This window comes from Ekhidna sp., assembly GCF_963691765.1.
Lineage (GTDB): Bacteria > Bacteroidota > Bacteroidia > Cytophagales > Cyclobacteriaceae > Ekhidna.
In genome coordinates this window covers 1,065,968-1,080,069 of record NZ_OY829375.1, presented here as the reverse complement: position 1 = coordinate 1,080,069, position 14,102 = coordinate 1,065,968, and the positions used below count along the sequence as shown (strand labels likewise).

Genomic DNA, 14,102 nt, shown 5'->3' with positions numbered 1-14,102 from the left:
CAAAAGTGGGCAGTCATTTTTTTATGTGTCGTTCCATCAATTTAGCTTCAATATCTTCAAGTTTTAACCCCTGATCTGCAAGCAACACAAGCAGGTGATACATCAAATCAGATGATTCTTCAATAAGCAGGTCTTTTCTTCCATCCATAGCTTCTAAGATGACCTCAGTCGCCTCTTCGCCTACTTTCTGAGCAATCTTCTTGGTGCCTTTTTGAAAAAGTTCTGTTGTGTACGACTTTTCAGATGGGTTGTCTTTTCTTGATTGAATGATGCCTTGCAGCTCATGCAAAAATCCTGATGGCTGTTTTTCGCCAAAGCAGGTATAGGTTCCGGTATGACAGGTTTCGCCTTCTGGTATAACCTTAATCAGAAAAGTGTCTTTGTCACAGTCTTCTTCTATGCTTACCACATGTAAGAAATTACCAGATGATTCCCCTTTGGTCCACAATCGTTGCTTGCTACGACTATAAAAAGTCACCTTTCCTTCCTTCTTTGTTTTGGCAAGAGACTCATCATTCATATACCCAAGCATCAATACCTGATTGGTTTGAGCGTGTTGGATAACTGCTGGGATTAAATTCATCGTACTGAAATATTTTGGTCTTTTAAATAATTTTTTAATTCTGGAATCGGAATTTCACCAAAGTGGAAAACGCTGGCTGCTAATGCTCCGGTCGCTCCGGTCTTTTCAAATACCTCCTTAAAGTGTTCACTCGTTCCAGCACCCCCAGAAGCAATTACAGGGATACTTAAATCTGCAGAAAGCTTATCAGTAAGTTCTAGCGCAAACCCAGCTTTTGTACCATCGTTTTGCATGGAAGTGAGTAAGATCTCGCCTGCGCCAAGAGCTTCCACTTCCTTAGCCCAATCATACACGTCTAGTTCGGTGGCTTCACGTCCTCCTTTCACAAATACTTTCCAAACATCATCCACTAATCCCGCATCAATCGCAACCACTACGAATTGACTCCCAAACTCATCTGAGATTTCTTTTACCAATGATGGATTACGAACTGCAGCTGAGTTGATGCTTACTTTATCAGCACCAGCTTCTAACAATATTTTCACATCTTCGATAGAAGAAATCCCACCGCCAACGGTGAAAGGGATGTTTATTTCATGAGCAATGTCTCGTACGAGTGAAGCGAAAGTCTTTCGTCCATCAACTGTTGCAGTGATGTCTAGAAATACTAGTTCATCTGCACCCTCTTCAACGTATCTTTTGGAGAGTTCAATAGGATCACCTGCATTTCGAATGTCTACAAAGTTGACACCTTTTACAGTCTGGCCGTCCTTAATATCAAGGCAAGGGATGATTCGTTTTTTTAGAGTCATGCGAATTATTGATTTAAGAATTTTTCGATTGATTTAATTTCTTTCGAGTTGTGCTAATTGAAGCAACAATAATTGATAGGATTTCATTTGCTTCTTTCCATAAAGGATCAACTAAAGTATTGCTGTCTGGCTTTAGCTCTTTCAGAAGCTCAAAAAAGAACATACATTCATCACATTCTTCTTCTACAATTTTTAGTTTATTAAGGAAGTCCTTACCTGATTTTGCTCGGCATGCTGCTCTGTAGTTAGCTCCCACAGAACTAGAAGCTCGAATAAGTTGGTTTGCATAGGGTCTTAGAATTGGATTTTCATAGATTGTTTTGCTGAAGAGCGCAACATCTACCCCAAATTTTAAAGTCCTGTTTTTTAATTCTTCTGCAGTCATTAAACGCTAACTTAATCGATCAATTCTCTTAAATCTTCTAGTCGAATAAATCCTTCATAGATGGCTTTTCCAACAATCGCTCCTTCTAATCCATCTTCTTTTAATCGTATCAAATCATCTAAATTGCTTACTCCACCACTTGCTATAAGTTTAACATTAGGTAGTTTGTTGATGATTGATTGATACAGTTCAAAAGAGGGGCCTGCAAGCATGCCATCTTTTGAAATATCTGTTGAGATCACATATTCAATGCCTTTTTTAACATACTCTTCTATAAAAGACTGCACCTCTTGATCGGTGTCTTCTTGCCATCCGGTTACTGCTATCTTGCCATCCATCGCATCTGCTCCCAGGATGATCTTTTCTGATCCATACTTAGTTATCCACGAAGTGAATAGTACAGGTTCTTTTACTGCGATGCTTCCTCCAGTAATTTGACTTGCGCCGCTCTCAAAAGAAATTCGCAAGTCTTCATCGGATTTTACTCCTCCACCAAAATCGATGGTTAAACTGGTTCGAGTGGCAAGTTTTTCTAAAATTTTCCAATTAACAATATGCTTCGCCTTAGCACCATCTAAATCCACCAGGTGCAGATAAGATAATCCAGCATCTTCAAAAGACTTGGCAACTTCCAAAGGATCTTCATTGTAGACTTTTTTGGTATCATAGTCGCCTTTTGAAAGACGCACGCACTTGCCTTCGATAATATCTATAGCAGGAATTATTCTCATAAGTCTAAAAAATTCTCGATTAACTTTCTTCCACTTTCTGCAGACTTCTCTGGGTGAAATTGAACACCGTAGAAATTGTCTTTTTGCAATGCAGATGAGAAGGGTATTAAATAGTCAGTTTCTCCAATGGTATCGTCACCAACCTCTACATAATAGCTATGTACAAAGTACATATTTTCGCTAGTCTTGATATTTTGAAAGAGTGCACCCTCCACGTTGAGGAAGTCATTCCATCCCATGTGTGGGACCAGTCCTTTGGGAGGAAATTTTTTCACTTTTTCATCAAAAATTCCAAGACATTGTGTGTCACGTTCTTCTGAATATGAGCACATGAGTTGCATCCCTAAGCAAATACCTAGAAATGGTTGCTCAAGGTTGATTAATACCTCGTCAAGTTTCCTTTCTTTGAGGTAGTTCATGGCAGTCTTCGCTTCACCTACCCCTGGAAAGATAACTTTATCGGCAGCTTTCAACTCCTCAGGATCATCGGTGAGTTTCGACTCGACTCCTATGCGATCCAAAGCGTTTTTCACCGACCGTATGTTTCCGGCGTTATATTTTACAATGGTAATCATAATACTCCCTTGGTTGATGGTAATAAACCGCTATCATCTTTTCTCACAGCCATTTTTATAGCTCGAGCAAATGCCTTGAAGATGGATTCGATTTTGTGATGATCATTTTCTCCTTCTGCTTTAACATTCAGGTTACATCTCGCAGTATCCGAAAAAGATTTGAAAAAATGGGAGACCATTTCTGTTGGAAGTTCGCCCACATGAGTTGCTTTAAAATTAGCATCCCATTCCAACCAAGGCCGACCTCCAAAATCAATTGCTACTTGCGCCAAACAATCGTCCATAGGTAGTAAAAATCCATAGCGTTCTATTCCTTTTCGTTCTTTCAAGGCATCATTGAAAGCTGTTCCTAGTGCTAATGCCGTGTCTTCTATCGTGTGGTGGGGATCGATATTGAGATCTCCTTTCACCTGAACATTTAGTCCAATAGATCCGTGTCGTGCAATCTGATCGAGCATGTGATCGAAGAAAGCAATACCTGTGGAGATCGTACTATTCTTAGCATCGTCAAGATTAACTTCGATTCTGATTTTCGTTTCGGAAGTAGATCTGATACATCTGCCAACTCTACCCTCAGCTTGATATTCTTGCTCATTTAATACTGCAAGCAGTTTAGCGTTCTCTTCAGGGGAACCCACAGTAATTCTCAAGCATCCGTCAATTAGTTTTGAGCGATCTCTGACTACAATTCCATTTTTGAGAAGGAGGTCATAAGTAATTTGTGCATCCTCAAATTCAACTAGTAAGAAATTGGCTTTCGAAGGATATACTTTTTTGACACTAGCTATTTGGTCCAGAGAATCTGTCAATTTATCCCGCTGCTTCTCAAGAATTTCAACTTGTTTTCTTATTTCTTCCGGACGTTCTAATGCCTCCAACGCTTGATCCTGTGTCAAGGCATTTACATTATATGGAGGCTTGATTTTATTTAATATGTAGATGATTTCAGTACTTCCAATGCCCGCTCCTAAACGTGCTCCAGCAAGACCAAAGGCTTTACTGAATGTTTGAAGAATAAAAAGATTAGGTATGTCTTTTCCAACGAGTGTTTCATTGCTAAAATCAACATAAGCTTCATCTACAACTACAAGCCCTTTAAATCTTTCTGTAATTTCCAGTATCGTTTGTTGCTCAATGCTGTTTCCTGTTGGATTATTAGGAGAACAGATAAATATCAATTTTAAGTTTGGATCAGCTATTACTGCTTCAACAGACTGAGGATCAATTTGAAAATCACTAGTTAGTGGAATTTGGATTTCTTCAACATTGTTGATTTCAGCATAGACCGAATACATGCTGAATGAAGGATTGAACGTCAGAATCTTGTCTTTGCCTGGCTCACAGAAAGCGCGAATTAATAAATCAATCAGTTCATCACTTCCATTCCCGAAAATTAGCTTTTCGGAATCTGTGTTCCTGAATTTCGCAAAGGCAGATTTGACCTTCTGCATCGTGCCGTCTGGATACCTGTTTAGGCCAAACCCAAAAGGATTTTCATTTGCATCTAGTGATACATCGGCCATGCCATCAAATTCATTTCTTGCCGTGCTGTATGGCTTCATTGCCAAAACATTTGCCCGTGTAATATTCTTAATGTCAAACATTTTCAATTTCTTTTAATCGTAGCGTAACTGCATTTTTATGTCCTTGTAGCTGTTCTGCTTCAGCCATTTTTTCAATGTGTGGTCCTAGTTGTTTTATGCCACTTTTTGTCAAGTTTTGAAAGGTGATTTTTTTGACGAAGCTATCTAACGAAACACCACTGTAGTTCCTAGCAAACCCATTGGTAGGTAAGGTGTGATTGGTGCCGCTAGCATAGTCCCCCGCACTCTCACAACTCCAATGTCCAAGAAATACACTCCCAGCAATGGTGATATCAGCAGCAAGCTCCTCTGCATTATCTGTTGCAATAATCAAGTGCTCTGGTGCATAGGTATTACTAAAATCTACCGCTTCATTCATATCACTCACTAACACTGCCTGACTATTGGAAAGTGCTTGTTTAGCAATTTCCATTCGAGGGAGATCCTGTACCTGCTTTTCTATCTCCAGTTGAACTTTTTCAATCAACTCTTTTGAGTCACTGACTAAAACAACCTGACTATCTCCGCCATGCTCAGCTTGAGAAAGTAAGTCAGAAGCTACAAACTGAGGATAGGCTGATTTATCAGCAATAACCAGTACTTCGCTTGGTCCTGCGGGCATATCGATAGCTACTCCGAATTTTTGAGACAATTGCTTGGCAGCCGTTACATATTGATTCCCGGGACCAAAAATCTTATCTACCTTGACAATTGATTCTGTGCCAAAAGTCATGGCAGCAATAGCCTGAGCTCCTCCTGTTAAAAAGACTTTATTTATGCCCAATAGCTGACAGGTCCATCCGATGACTTCATCCAACGTGCCCGACTTTGTAGGTGGCGTACATACCACTATTTCTTTGCATCCTGCAATTTTCGCTGGTATTGCAAGCATAAGCAAGGTGGAAAATAGTGGGGCCGAGCCACCGGGAATATATAAGCCTACCTTTTGTATTGCTATGCTCTTTCTCCAACAGTTAACCCCTGGCATGGTCTCAATTTTTTGAACTTCTTCCTTCTGGGAATAGTGGAAATCTTCAATGTTGGATTTTGCAATAATGATGGCTTCCGCAAGTGCAGGATCAATTTGATACTTGCTGTTTGTGATATCAATAGATAATTCATCCAATGCTACGTCATCAAATTTTTTATTGAATTGAAGCAGCGCTTGATCTCCATTCGTCTTGACCTCTTCCATAATAGCGCCTACTTGTTCTTCCATCTCCGAGAAATCGTAAGTAGGCCGTTGGCAGAGACTTTGCCAATCTGATTTGTCAGGATAGTTATAACTATTCATCATTACACAATCATTTTTTCAATAGGACAGACTAAGATTCCCTCAGCACCCTTTTCTTTCAATTGATCAATTACCTCCCAAAAATCATCTTCTTGAATTACACTATGAACGCTGCTCCATCCTTCATCAGCTAGGGGAAGGACTGTAGGGCTTCTCATTCCAGGTAGAAGCTCAATAATAGAATCTAGATTTTCATTGGGAGCATTCAGTAAAATGTATTTGTTCTGCTTGGCAGCCTTCGCAGCTTCAATTCTAAAAAGCAATTTGTCAAGAATCGCTTTCTTTTCTCTGGTCAGCATTGTATTTGATACTAATAGAGCTTCACTTCTAAGTGCTACCTCAACTTCTTTTAATCCGTTGGCTAGAAGTGTACTTCCTGTACTCACGATATCGAATACGGCATCTGCAAGCCCTATACCTGGAGCAATTTCAACACTACCACTTATTACTTCAACTGTGGCATTGATCTTGTTTTTTTCTAAATAGCTTTTTAGAATTACCGGGTAACTGGTTGCAATTCGCTTCCCTTCAAACCAGGAAAGACCATCATAGGCTTCTTCTCTTCTTATAGCGAGAGAAAGGCGACATTTTGAAAAACCTGTGCGATTAATAATCTCAACTGGCTGTTGCTTTTCCAGGTATTCGTTTTCTCCTACTATTCCGATATCAGCAACACCTTCTGCTACGTACTGCGGAATATCATCGTCTCTCAAGTAGAATACTTCTAGTGGAAAATTGGAAGCAGTAGACATGAGCTTACCTCCGTTGTTTATTTTAATTCCACATTCTTTTAGGAGGCCCATACTTTTTTCATTCAGGCGACCACTTTTCTGTACAGCTATTTTTAAGATCTGGTCCATTTTAATTTTCGATTCTTAAGTTGACTACAACTCGTTTGTTTTCTCAATGTTTAAACTAAATGCAACAAAAAAGGCCTGTCGGTAATCCGACAGGCCTTTGTATTTATTTTTGTATACTACAGCATCATCTTCTTACCTCTTTCGAGTGAAGTTGTAATGATGTGCATGATGATGTAGCGTATTTGTTCTCATTTCAGGTCGCAAATATATACGGAAAAATTAATTGTCAATTATCCTGCAAATTTTTCACTCACAGCATCCCAGTTTACTACATTGAAAAATGCACTGATATAGTCTGGTCTTCTGTTTTGATAATTTAAGTAATATGCGTGCTCCCATACATCTAGTCCTAGGATTGGAGTTCCGCCACATCCTACGCCAGGCATTAGCGGGTTATCTTGGTTTGCAGAAGAACATACTTCCAACGAACCATTATCCATTTTACAAAGCCAAGCCCAGCCACTTCCGAATCTTGTTGCTGCCGCATTACTAAACTCTTCTTTGAATTTTTCGAATGAGCCAAAAGCACTGTTGATAGCATCAGCCAATGCTCCTGAAGGCTCCCCACCTCCATTTGGGCTCATTATAGACCAGAATAATGAGTGGTTATAGTGACCACCTCCATTGTTTCTTACAGCTCCATTGTCAGAATGATTTTTGCAAAGGTCTTCGATAGATTTTCCATCCATTTCTGTTCCTTCGATCGCTGCATTTACCTTAGATACATAAGCTGCATGGTGCTTTCCATGGTGAATTTCCATCGTTTTAGCATCTACATGTGGTTCTAATGCGTCGTGAGAATAAGGTAGGTTTGGTAATTCAAAAGCCATAATTATGTGATTTTTATTTTTTCTTAAATGATTTTGTGAAGATAACAAGAGTCGAGCATGTTTAGTTGCCACGAAGCTTCATAAAGAATTCTTTTATTAAAACTTCGGACTCACTTGCCATGACGCCCAGCTTAAGATCTGTTTTCGGGTGTAGGATATCATTGCTAAATTTAGAAAAGCCTCGCTCTTTATCATTTGCTCCAACTACAACTTTCCCAATTTGTGTCCAAAAAAGACCTCCTGCGCACATAATGCATGGTTCTAAGGTTACGTATAGCGTGCATTCATTGAGGTATTTCGATCCAAGATGATTCTGCGCAGCAGTAATTGCAAGCATTTCTGCATGAGCCGTTGCATCATTGAGTCTTTCAACTCTATTGTGATCTTTTGCAATGATTTTGTTTTCGCAAACAACGACAGCACCAACCGGAATTTCTCCTTCATCAAATGCAATTTTTGCTTCAAAAAGCGCTTGTTTCATGAAATGCTCATCACTATGAATGCTAAGTACAGTCATTAGTCGTCAATCTCAATACTATTCATGATTTCTTTTGCAATGGTTTGATAGGTGCCCATCTGACGGGCACGGCATCCAAAATTGAAGAGTAATACTTGGTTGTTATATGAAGTGTACTGTATGTAGGTATAGTTTTTTGCAGCCCTTGAGCCAGAAAAAGCATTATCATTTTTAACTGTAGATACGAACTCGAAAATGATGAATTTGCGTCCGTTTATTTCCTTAATTTCATCTTGAATGAATTCAATCTCATCAAATAAATTGTTGACGCTTGCTTTGTAAAAACCATAAACTAAATCGGTGTCCTTTTCTGTCCAGCGCATGATATTGTAGTTAACACCGAGCGTAACATCCTGATTTTCATTGGCAAATTGAGCAAGAGGTACTTTTGAAGAATATATACGTTTCATTCTGTCCTGATCAGTCATACTTATGAAATCAGTAGGAATTTTTAGACTGATATCTTCTTCTGGACCGACTTCTACTTTTGCATAAGATTGTGCGAAGGATTGGATCGCCAAAACCATGGCGAGGAGCGATATTATTTTCTTCATGCTTCAAAGCTAAAAACTTGAGCGATATTTTCAGTTGATGCCCCTACCTTTGCGCCTTAATTTTCAAATTCATCAATTAAAAGAGATTTATGTTACGCACACATACTTGTGGAGAATTACGATCGGAACATGTAGGGGAAACCGTAACCCTTTGCGGTTGGGTACAAAAGCAACGAGACAAAGGAGGAGTTGTGTGGATCGATCTTCGTGACCGATATGGAATCACTCAATTGATATTTGAAGAAGGGATCACTGATCAGGTAATCATCGATCAAGCAAAAAAAGTTGGGAGAGAATTTGTAGTGAAGGCTACAGGTGAAGTAGTAGAGCGATACTCCAAAAACGACAAGATACCAACAGGGGACATAGAGATTCGAGTGAACAGCCTTGAACTCCTGAATGAGTCAAAAGTGCCGCCTTTTACAATAGAAGATGAAACCGACGGAGGGGAAGATCTTCGCATGAAATACAGGTACCTGGATATTAGAAGAAATCCTATCAGAGAGAAACTTCAATTGCGTCATACCATGATGCAAAAGGTGAGAGAGTATCTAAATAAAGAAGCATTTGTGGAAGTAGAAACTCCTTACCTAATTAAATCTACGCCTGAAGGAGCCAGAGATTTTGTGGTGCCTTCGCGGATGAATGAAAATGAATTTTACGCCCTGCCACAATCTCCGCAGACATTCAAGCAGCTGTTGATGGTAGCGGGCATGGATCGCTATTTCCAAATAGTAAAATGTTTTCGAGATGAAGACCTTCGTGCCGATAGACAGCCAGAGTTTACACAAATAGACTGTGAAATGGCTTTTGTTGAGCAAGAGGATGTATTACAGACTTTTGAAGGCATGACTAAATTCTTATACAAGGAAATCAAAGGGATTGAACTGCCAGATTTTCAACGCATCAGCTATGATGAAGCTATGACAAAATATGGGTCTGATAAGCCTGATCTTAGGTTTGGAATGGAATTTTGTGAACTTAATGATTTAGCACAGGGTAAAGGTTTTGTTGTATTTGATAGCGCGGAATTGGTGGTTGGAATAAACGCTGAAGGCTGCGCAGAATACACAAGAAAGCAGCTGGATGGCTTAACGGATTTTGTGAAAAAGCCACAGATTGGAGCCAAAGGATTGGTTTATGTGAAATGTAACGAGGATGGTACCTACAAATCTTCTGTCGATAAATTCTTTGATCAAGATGCACTAAAAGGTTGGGCAGAGAAGTTTGGAGCAAAACCGGGAGATCTACTATTAATCTTAGCTGGTGATGCAAACCAAACCAGAAAGGCCCTAAATGAGCTGAGATTAGAGATGGGAGAACGATTAGGTTTAAGAGATAAAAACCAAGTTGCTGCTGCATGGGTATTAGATTTCCCTCTTTTGGAATGGGATGAAGAAACTGAAAGATATCATGCCATGCACCACCCATTTACGGCTCCAAAACCAGAAGATTTAGATAAGTTGAATTCTGATCCAGGGGCTGTTCGTGCAAATGCTTACGATATGGTTATCAATGGTGTTGAAGCTGGAGGAGGATCTATCCGTATTCATGATAGAGATATGCAAGCCAGAATGTTCGAAGTATTAGGATTTAGCAAAGAAGAAGCTGAAGCACAGTTTGGATTCCTTATGGGTGCGTTTGAATTCGGAGCACCTCCGCATGGAGGGGTAGCTTTTGGGTTTGACCGACTGTGTGCTATTATGGCAGGAGAACAAAGCATTAGAGATTTCATTGCTTTCCCTAAAAACAATGCTGGAAGAGATGTTATGATTGACTCACCTTCCAAAATATCTATTGAACAGCTGGATGAGCTTGGTTTAAAACTGGTAGAGCCAACAAAATCGTAGCTTTTGGTACTTTTTTACTAACTTTTCGTGTCTAAATAATCACCCTAATGACTAAGAAGTTTCTACTTTACTCTGCCCCGTTTTTTATTTTGTTCGGTGCATTGTCGCTTTTTGAGCCATATCTCTACCGTCATTTATTTGCTAGCACTGACATTGATCGTCTGGGAGGCAAAGAATTTCAGATAATAGCTCATAAGGGTGCTTCTGGGCTGGCTCCGGAAAATACCATGGCTGCATTTGAAAAAGCATTGGAGCTCGGAGTAGATCAAATTGAGCTTGATGTACGTCATACCAAGGATGAAGAAATCATCGTATTTCATGATCAAAGACTTGATCGTGTGACTAAGGACACATTGGGTAACATAGTAACGGGCGATGTTCATGATTACACACTTGAAGAACTTAGGCAATTTGAAGTTGGCTCTTGGTTTGATTCACAATTTAAGGAAGAGAAAATCCCAACATTAAAAGAGGTGCTTGACTTTATAAATGGTAGAGTGACAGTACTTATTGAGATCAAACATATGGATCATCCCCACTATCATGACTTTGCGGAAAAACTTGTTGAGGTTGTTCTAAGTGAAGAAAATGGCGAAGATTGGATTATCCTTCAATCGTATGAGCCCAAATATTTAGATGAAGTACACGAGCTAGATCCACTCATTCAAACAAAGGCTTTAATTGTGGGCGAAGATTCTGCTCCACTAATCGCTTTTTATCTTGAAACAAGAATTCACATGGGAAGAGCGAAGGAAAGTAATCGGATGAAAGCAATTAATCCGCAGTGGGAAACTTTATCTCCAAGAAGAATTTTTCAAATGCATGCTAAAGGTTATGAAGTACATGCGTATCCGGTAAATACGAGGGACGACATGGTAAAAATGCTGAATGCTGGCGTTGATGGTATAATCACCGATTTTCCTAATGTAGCCATTCAACTACGTAACGAACTTAAGAGACTGGGACAGGAAACGCCGCAGTAAGCTCTGCTTCAGCAGCTAAATAACCAAAAGCGTCCCATCTTGGACTCTCCAGGATCCTAAGAAATATTTCATTGGCTTTGTCGATATCACCTTGCCGTTGATACCAATTACCAATTCCATATCCAAGAGTTGGATCAGAATCGCCATTTTCAGGAAATGCTACTTTCATCAAGTCCTCAGCACTTTTTTCCCCTTTAAATAAGAGTAGTAGATCTAAGTAGGCATCATTTTCTACCATAATCATTCGCTTATTTATTGGTTCAAGTAAAGTGGCGGCTAATTCAGGGTTCCCGATCTTCATATAGGTCATGTTGAGCCAATAAGAGGTAGCAGCTAAGAGATCTGAATTATCGCTAAACTCCATGCATTTCTTATAAGCAGAAATCGCTTTATCATACCGGCCGCTTAAGTAGTGAGCGAGTCCATAGTGATACCAAATGTTGAATTTATCGTTCCCTAGAGGTTTGTTGAGCTTGTTTGGAATACCGTCTGGTTCTATTTCATTATTGGCATTGACGCTGTAATAGGCGGCCATTTCGAAATCTTCAATCGCCTTATCAAGTTGACGAGTAGAAATATACCTGTGGCCTCTATGCCTTCTAAGCTTATAAGAGGTTGGAAATTTTTCAATACCTGAAGTATAAACATCAATTGCATCTAGATATCTGCCCAAGTAGGCCAATCTTCGTCCGTACCATATGATTAATTCCAGGCTATCCTGATTTGCTTCAAAGTTGGTAATTGCCCGTTGAAGGTTAATCTCCAATTTTCTTTTTGAATCCTCAGCAAGCTGCTTTGGAGGAAGTTCCTCACCCATCAAATTGTATACCTTCAATGGGTCTTTAGCTGATGCTGATACCACTGATTTTGAATCGATTTTGGCAGACTGTCCTCCTTGTTGGCATTGCAAAAAAAATAATGATAGTATGATCGGGGTGATTTTTTTCATAGGGGTCAATCTTTCCAATTTGGATATCCAGGTTGTTTCAATTCCTTTCCATCTTTTGCCTCTTTCACAATCTCTCGAACATCCTTTAATAGTTCTTTAGCATCATAAACCACGCCATCTTTTATCGTGTACTTAACACCTCCAACCCGGGTGATCTCATTTTCCTCCGTTAATTTTATTGCACCAGTTCCGTATAGCACTTTTAAATTGGCAAGTGGGTTTTCTTCTACAACGACCAAATCTGCCATTTTCCCTACCGCAACAGTTCCGATTTCTTTTTCCATGCCTAATGCTTCGGCACCCATTAAAGTTGCTGATCTAATTACTTCTAGCGGATGAAAGCCTGCTTCTCTTAATAATTCGAGCTCACGGACATAAGCAAACCCATAAAGTTGGTATATAAAGCCAGAATCAGATCCCGTAGTAACACGACCACCTCTATTTTTATATTCATTGATGAAGGTCATCCATAGTTTGTAATTTTCCTTCCACGCAACCTCTTCTTCAGTGCCCCAATAGTGCCAGTAGGAACCGTGAGATATTTTACTCGGACGATAGAACGACCATAGAGAAGGGAGGGTGTAATCTTTATGCCAATCAGCATTCCTTGAGCGCATGAGATCCCTACTTGCTTCATAAATATTGAACGTTGGATCAATGGTGAAGTCCAACTCTAGGAGTCTATTCATTACTTGATTCCATTTTTCTGAGTAAGGCTTTGCTGCCTGTTTCCAAAGCCTTCCAGCTTCTCCAAATCTGTCTTGCTCATTCTGATAATTATAGTCTACTGGATAATCTTGAACCACACGATCATTGAAAAGTGCCTCAGGCAAACCATACCAATGTTCCATAGTGGTGAGTCCTGCTTCAGCTGAATTTAGAACATTCCACCACCCCACATTTAATTGAGCATGATGACATGCAGATCGAAGTCCTAATCTTTTATTTTCTTTTAAAGCTGCTTCCATCACTTCAGGAGAGGCTCCAAAAAATTTGATGCCATCCGCACCTCTTCGGTAATTAGCTCTTACCCACGAAACTGCTTCCTCAGCAGTAGTGATTGGATCTTTTAAAACTTCACTAGATGCCGATCTTTCTCCCGGTATGTTTCTAACAACTTTAACTTTTTCAAGATTTTGACCAAAAGATGTATATGCCAGAATACGTGGAGCCGCTATTTCATTGTTTGCACTTCTGTTTTTATGACTTAATACCCAATCAAGTCCATTGCCTGCAGATGGATCCCTTACTGTCGTGATGCCATGGGCCAACCATAGCTTAAAGACGTATTCTGCTGTCGTTCCTTGACTAGTACCCCCGATGTGACCATGCATATCTACAAATCCAGGTAGCACATACATTCCTTCAGCATCTACCTCAATACCATTCCCTTCAAGTTTTGGTCTCCTTTCTTCATTAATCTCTACTCCAGGATAGCCGACCACTTGAACTTGGGTAATCTTGTTTTTTTCAATAACGATATCTACAGGTCCAATGGGAGGGGCGCCATTGCCATTTATAAGTGTAGCTCCTCTAATGATGGTCATGTCGTAAGGGCCATCTCCAGATGTTCTAGATGGTGCCGAAGTGATCTGTGCTAACGAGAACTGATATGCAAAAACTATGAAAAGAAGGGTAATGAGTTTTTTCATGTAA

The 14,102-nt window shown here is 39.8% G+C and carries 15 protein-coding genes; 2 read left to right on the top strand and 13 right to left on the bottom strand.

From position 1 onward, the window contains the following. Window positions 1–13: 13 nt before the first annotated feature. The 11 genes from hisIE to ACY650_RS05140 all read right to left on the bottom strand — a co-directional run bounded on the left by hisIE (window position 14) and on the right by ACY650_RS05140 (window position 8,664). Complete coding sequence (gene hisIE, locus ACY650_RS05190) at window positions 14–583, bottom strand: bifunctional phosphoribosyl-AMP cyclohydrolase/phosphoribosyl-ATP diphosphatase HisIE (RefSeq protein ID WP_462252435.1); 570 nt, start codon at window positions 581–583, stop codon at window positions 14–16. After that, window positions 580–1,335: an imidazole glycerol phosphate synthase subunit HisF gene (gene hisF / locus ACY650_RS05185; RefSeq protein ID WP_462252433.1), complete on the bottom strand. Its 756-nt coding sequence runs from the start codon at window positions 1,333–1,335 to the stop codon at window positions 580–582. Before hisF ends, hisIE begins: the two co-directional genes overlap by 4 nt. Window positions 1,336–1,348: 13 nt before the next feature. Beyond that, the gene (locus ACY650_RS05180) at window positions 1,349–1,720 is read right to left on the bottom strand and encodes a four helix bundle protein (RefSeq protein ID WP_462252431.1); all 372 of its coding nucleotides are present in this window, start codon (window positions 1,718–1,720) and stop codon (window positions 1,349–1,351) included. Between the two features lie 11 nt (window positions 1,721–1,731). After that, window positions 1,732–2,451: a 1-(5-phosphoribosyl)-5-[(5-phosphoribosylamino)methylideneamino]imidazole-4-carboxamide isomerase gene (gene hisA / locus ACY650_RS05175; RefSeq protein WP_462252429.1), complete on the bottom strand. Its 720-nt coding sequence runs from the start codon at window positions 2,449–2,451 to the stop codon at window positions 1,732–1,734. Continuing rightward, window positions 2,448–3,026, bottom strand: coding sequence for an imidazole glycerol phosphate synthase subunit HisH (hisH, locus tag ACY650_RS05170; protein ID WP_462252427.1), 579 nt, complete (start codon window positions 3,024–3,026; stop codon window positions 2,448–2,450). Before hisH ends, hisA begins: the two co-directional genes overlap by 4 nt. Beyond that, window positions 3,023–4,630 (bottom strand): histidinol-phosphate transaminase, encoded by a 1,608-nt coding sequence (hisC, locus tag ACY650_RS05165; RefSeq protein ID WP_462252425.1) that lies wholly within the window; start codon window positions 4,628–4,630, stop codon window positions 3,023–3,025. Before hisC ends, hisH begins: the two co-directional genes overlap by 4 nt. Next, window positions 4,623–5,906, bottom strand: a complete 1,284-nt coding sequence (gene hisD / locus ACY650_RS05160; RefSeq protein WP_462252424.1) for a histidinol dehydrogenase — start codon at window positions 5,904–5,906, stop codon at window positions 4,623–4,625. Before hisD ends, hisC begins: the two co-directional genes overlap by 8 nt. Next, window positions 5,906–6,763, bottom strand: a complete 858-nt coding sequence (gene hisG / locus ACY650_RS05155) for an ATP phosphoribosyltransferase (protein WP_462252422.1) — start codon at window positions 6,761–6,763, stop codon at window positions 5,906–5,908. Before hisG ends, hisD begins: the two co-directional genes overlap by 1 nt. 230 nt (window positions 6,764–6,993) lie before the next feature. Beyond that, window positions 6,994–7,593, bottom strand: coding sequence for a superoxide dismutase (locus ACY650_RS05150; RefSeq protein ID WP_462252420.1), 600 nt, complete (start codon window positions 7,591–7,593; stop codon window positions 6,994–6,996). Window positions 7,594–7,654: 61 nt separating this feature from the next. Further along, window positions 7,655–8,110, bottom strand: coding sequence for a nucleoside deaminase (locus ACY650_RS05145; RefSeq protein WP_462252418.1), 456 nt, complete (start codon window positions 8,108–8,110; stop codon window positions 7,655–7,657). Continuing rightward, window positions 8,110–8,664: a hypothetical protein gene (locus ACY650_RS05140; protein WP_462252416.1), complete on the bottom strand. Its 555-nt coding sequence runs from the start codon at window positions 8,662–8,664 to the stop codon at window positions 8,110–8,112. The genes ACY650_RS05145 and ACY650_RS05140 overlap by 1 nt, the downstream gene beginning before the upstream one ends. An 89-nt stretch (window positions 8,665–8,753) precedes the next feature. On the opposite strand from ACY650_RS05140, the gene aspS reads away from it, so the two are divergent. Next, entirely contained in the window at window positions 8,754–10,514 is a 1,761-nt protein-coding gene (gene aspS / locus ACY650_RS05135) for an aspartate--tRNA ligase (protein WP_462252414.1), read from the top strand. 47 nt (window positions 10,515–10,561) lie between these two features. Then, window positions 10,562–11,497: a glycerophosphodiester phosphodiesterase gene (locus ACY650_RS05130; RefSeq protein ID WP_462252412.1), complete on the top strand. Its 936-nt coding sequence runs from the start codon at window positions 10,562–10,564 to the stop codon at window positions 11,495–11,497. On the opposite strand, the gene ACY650_RS05125 is transcribed toward ACY650_RS05130, so the two are convergent. After that, window positions 11,466–12,446: a tetratricopeptide repeat protein gene (locus tag ACY650_RS05125; RefSeq protein ID WP_462252410.1), complete on the bottom strand. Its 981-nt coding sequence runs from the start codon at window positions 12,444–12,446 to the stop codon at window positions 11,466–11,468. The genes ACY650_RS05130 and ACY650_RS05125 overlap by 32 nt on opposite strands. A 5-nt stretch (window positions 12,447–12,451) precedes the next feature. After that, window positions 12,452–14,098, bottom strand: a complete 1,647-nt coding sequence (locus ACY650_RS05120) for an amidohydrolase family protein (protein WP_462252408.1) — start codon at window positions 14,096–14,098, stop codon at window positions 12,452–12,454. Window positions 14,099–14,102: the final 4 nt, after the last annotated feature.

Bases quoted from the DNA above. Each gene is read 5' to 3' on its own strand.
- aspS (WP_462252414.1), top strand. From the start codon at position 8,754: ATGTTACGCACACATACTTGTGGAGAATTACGATCGGAACATGTAGGG.
- hisD (WP_462252424.1), bottom strand. From the start codon at position 5,906: ATGATGAATAGTTATAACTATCCTGACAAATCAGATTGGCAAAGTCTC.
- hisC (WP_462252425.1), bottom strand. From the start codon at position 4,630: ATGTTTGACATTAAGAATATTACACGGGCAAATGTTTTGGCAATGAAG.
- ACY650_RS05125 (WP_462252410.1), bottom strand. From the start codon at position 12,446: ATGAAAAAAATCACCCCGATCATACTATCATTATTTTTTTTGCAATGC.
- hisIE (WP_462252435.1), bottom strand. From the start codon at position 583: ATGAATTTAATCCCAGCAGTTATCCAACACGCTCAAACCAATCAGGTA.
- ACY650_RS05120 (WP_462252408.1), bottom strand. From the start codon at position 14,098: ATGAAAAAACTCATTACCCTTCTTTTCATAGTTTTTGCATATCAGTTC.
- ACY650_RS05150 (WP_462252420.1), bottom strand. From the start codon at position 7,593: ATGGCTTTTGAATTACCAAACCTACCTTATTCTCACGACGCATTAGAA.
- hisF (WP_462252433.1), bottom strand. From the start codon at position 1,335: ATGACTCTAAAAAAACGAATCATCCCTTGCCTTGATATTAAGGACGGC.
- hisA (WP_462252429.1), bottom strand. From the start codon at position 2,451: ATGAGAATAATTCCTGCTATAGATATTATCGAAGGCAAGTGCGTGCGT.
- ACY650_RS05140 (WP_462252416.1), bottom strand. From the start codon at position 8,664: ATGAAGAAAATAATATCGCTCCTCGCCATGGTTTTGGCGATCCAATCC.
- hisH (WP_462252427.1), bottom strand. From the start codon at position 3,026: ATGATTACCATTGTAAAATATAACGCCGGAAACATACGGTCGGTGAAA.
- ACY650_RS05180 (WP_462252431.1), bottom strand. From the start codon at position 1,720: ATGACTGCAGAAGAATTAAAAAACAGGACTTTAAAATTTGGGGTAGAT.
- ACY650_RS05130 (WP_462252412.1), top strand. From the start codon at position 10,562: ATGACTAAGAAGTTTCTACTTTACTCTGCCCCGTTTTTTATTTTGTTC.
- hisG (WP_462252422.1), bottom strand. From the start codon at position 6,763: ATGGACCAGATCTTAAAAATAGCTGTACAGAAAAGTGGTCGCCTGAAT.
- ACY650_RS05145 (WP_462252418.1), bottom strand. From the start codon at position 8,110: ATGACTGTACTTAGCATTCATAGTGATGAGCATTTCATGAAACAAGCG.